The following is a 3414-nucleotide window of genomic DNA, read 5'->3' as shown; positions in this document are numbered from 1 at the left end:
GAGCACGAGACTGGCACGTCGGTCTCGGAGCTTTGCCGCAAGCACGGCGTCAACGATGCCAGCATCTATAAATGGAAGGCCAAATTCGGCGGCATGGACGTATCCGAAGCCAAGCGTCTGAAGGCGCTGGAAGACGAGAACACGAAGCTGAAACGGCTCCTGGCAGATGCGATGCTCGACAATGCCGCCTTGAAAGACCTTTTGGGAAAGAAGTGGTGACGCCCGCAGCAAGGCGGAAAGCTGTCGCTCATCTGATGGATCGCCACCAGATGAGCGAACGGCGGGCGTGTAAAGCCATCGGCTTTTGCCGGATGACGATCCGTTACGAAGCCAGGCGCAGCGATGACCACGATCTTCGCGAGCGGATGAAGGCGTTGGCGCATGAACGCCGCCGCTTCGGCTATCGACGCATTCATGTTCTGCTCAGGCGCGAGGGTCACGTTGTGAACCACAAGTGGCTCTTCCGGCTCTATCGGGAAGAGAAGCTGACGGTGCGCAAGCGCGGCGGTCGCAAGCGAGCGATAGGCACACGAGCACCGATGCTGATCCCGCTTAACACCAATGATCGCTGGTCACTGGACTTCGTGTCGGATCAACTCACCGATGGTCGCAGGTTCCGGGTGCTGAGGGTCGTTGATGATTGCACCAGGGAATGCCTGGGCCTCGTCTCCGATACGTCCCTTTCCGGGCTGCGGGTTGCCCGTGAGCTGGATCGGATCATCGAAGAACGCGGCAAGCCGAAGATGATCGTCAGCGACAATGGCAGCGAGTTCACCAGCAACGCGATCCTGCAATGGACGGATCGGACCACATCGCACCGGGCAAACCGATTCAGAATGCCTTCATCGAAAGCTTCAATGGGCGGCTGCGAGATGAGTTCCTGAATGAAACTCTCTTCTCGTCACTGACCCATGCTCGATCAGCGCTTTCAAACTGGCGCAGCGATTACAACGATCATCGACCACACTCTGGACTCGGCTGGATGACACCTGCCGAGTTCGCTCAGACAATTAGCCCGCGACGTGATGCGGTGCTGCGCAGCCGGAATGGCTCTGCACCGCAACCCGCCGCTACCGCCCCGAATACAGCAACCAAAAACCGCTGGAGCGAACTCAAAACTGGATAAAACTTGGGGGCAAGGTCACTCGTGGAGGACGAGGGCTGGTTGGGAACGGTACAATATCCCTCGACAACAAAAAAACTCCCGGAGCGATTGCTTCGGGAGTTTGGGGAATTTGGTTGCGGGGGCAGGATTTGAACCTGCGGCCTTCAGGTTATGAGCCTGACGAGCTACCGGGCTGCTCCACCCCGCGTTAAGCGCAAAACCCTTTGGGTTTTGTCGCGGTGCGTAAACTGCAAAGCAGTTTACGCTTCTGCCGGAGCAAATTGCCGAAGGCGATTTGTCTCCTGTAAGGGACGCACTGCAAGTTTCCCTTGAACGACGAAAGGCCGCTTGTGGGCGGCCCTTGAGGTCGGCTTCAAGGGCCGTTAGGTTTCGTAATGAGAAGATATGTTGCGTTTGGCAGACCTGGCAGCGACCTACTCTCCCGCGTCTTGAGACGGAGTACCATTGGCGCAGGGGCGTTTCACGGCCGTGTTCGGAATGGGAACGGGTGCGGCCGCCCCGCAATGACCACCAGGTCAGCGAAGCGCAACATTGTGAGAAGCTGGTTCACTCGTGAAGAGTGATTAGTGACTAGTCGATAGTGATTAGTCTTATGAACACGTCAGATGGAGCCTTCGGTTCTGCACCGGTGCTTTGGGCACCCATACAGGCCAGAGGCCGTCGCGCTCCGGTTTTTGCCTTCAGGCAAAATACCGCTTAGCGCGGGCCGTCCGCAGCGCGACTAGCGCGCCAGGACAAGAGAAGTTGCGTGTCATCAAGCAAAGCTTGATGAGCACAGGCAACAAGAACGATCAAGCCAATCGGGCGATTAGTACCGGTAAGCTTCATGCATTGCTGCACGTCCACACCCGGCCTATCAACGTGGTCGTCTTCCACGGCCCTGATAGGGAATACTCGTTTTCAGGTTGGTTTCCCGCTTAGATGCCTTCAGCGGTTATCCATTCCATATATAGCTACCCTGCTATGCCCTTGGCAGGACAACAGGTCCACCAGAGATATGTCCATCCCGGTCCTCTCGTACTAGGGACAGATCCTGTCAATATTCCTACACCCACGGCAGATAGGGACCGAACTGTCTCACGACGTTCTGAACCCAGCTCACGTACCGCTTTAATTGGCGAACAGCCAAACCCTTGGGACCTGCTCCAGCCCCAGGATGCGATGAGCCGACATCGAGGTGCCAAACAACCCCGTCGATATGGACTCTTGGGGGTCATCAGCCTGTTATCCCCGGCGTACCTTTTATCCGTTGAGCGATGGCCCTTCCACGCGGGACCACCGGATCACTATGACCGACTTTCGTCTCTGCTCGACTTGTCAGTCTCGCAGTCAGGCGGGCTTATGCCATTGCACTCGACGACCGATTTCCGACCGGTCTGAGCCCACCATCGCGCGCCTCCGTTACTCTTTCGGAGGCGACCGCCCCAGTCAAACTACCCACCATACACTGTCCCGGATCCGGATGACGGACCGCGGTTAGACATCCATGACGATAAGGGTGGTATTTCAAGGATGGCTCCACGAAGACTGGCGTCCCCGCTTCAAAGCCTACCACCTATCCTACACATGCCGACACGAATGCCAGTGTAAAGCTATAGTAAAGGTGCACGGGGTCTTTCCGTCTGACCGCAGGAACCCCGCATCTTCACGGGGAATTCAATTTCACTGAGTCTATGTTGGAGACAGCGGGGAAGTCGTTACGCCATTCGTGCAGGTCGGAACTTACCCGACAAGGAATTTCGCTACCTTAGGACCGTTATAGTTACGGCCGCCGTTTACTGGGGCTTCGATTCAAAGCTTGCACCTCTCCTCTTAACCTTCCAGCACCGGGCAGGCGTCAGACCCTATACGTCGTCTTTAGACTTCGCAGAGCCCTGTGTTTTTGATAAACAGTCGCTACCCCCTGGTCTGTGCCACCCCATTATGGTTGCCCAAAATGGGGTCACGCTTCTTCCGAAGTTACGCGTGCAATTTGCCGAGTTCCTTCAACATAGTTCTCTCAAGCGCCTTGGTATACTCTACCTGACCACCTGTGTCGGTTTCGGGTACGGTCTATACGGTGGAGCTATTTCCTGGAACCGCCCCACTGCCCAACCAATCCAATAAGGTTGAACAATTTTTGCGATCCGTCACTACCACCAGGCCCACGAATATTAACGTGGTTCCCATCACCTACGCATTTCTGCCTCGGCTTAGGGGCCGGCTAACCCTGCTCAGATTAACTTTAAGCAGGAACCCTTGGTCTTTCGGCGAGAGGGTCTCTCACCCTCTTTATCGTTACTCATGTC

Annotated in this window: 1 tRNA gene, 2 rRNA genes and 1 pseudogene (1 of these 4 cut by a window edge); 1 reads left to right on the top strand and 3 read right to left on the bottom strand. The window is 56.1% G+C overall.

From position 1 onward, the window contains the following. A pseudogene (locus AC1DVF_RS27900) lies at positions 1-1126 on the top strand (IS3 family transposase); the annotation flags it as partial. A gap of 110 nt (positions 1127-1236) precedes the next feature. Here the strand turns inward: AC1DVF_RS27900 and AC1DVF_RS27895 are convergent. From AC1DVF_RS27895 to AC1DVF_RS27885, 3 genes are all read right to left on the bottom strand, one after another. Beyond that, a tRNA-Met gene (locus AC1DVF_RS27895) sits at positions 1237-1313 on the bottom strand. A gap of 213 nt (positions 1314-1526) precedes the next feature. Further along, positions 1527-1641 (bottom strand): 5S ribosomal RNA (gene rrf / locus AC1DVF_RS27890). A gap of 272 nt (positions 1642-1913) precedes the next feature. Further along, a 23S ribosomal RNA gene (locus AC1DVF_RS27885) occupies positions 1914-3414 on the bottom strand; it runs 1441 nt beyond the window's last position.

It is taken from the genome of Pseudomonas sp. P4_D7 (assembly GCF_056401755.1).
This window is presented reverse-complemented; position numbering and strand designations above follow the sequence as displayed.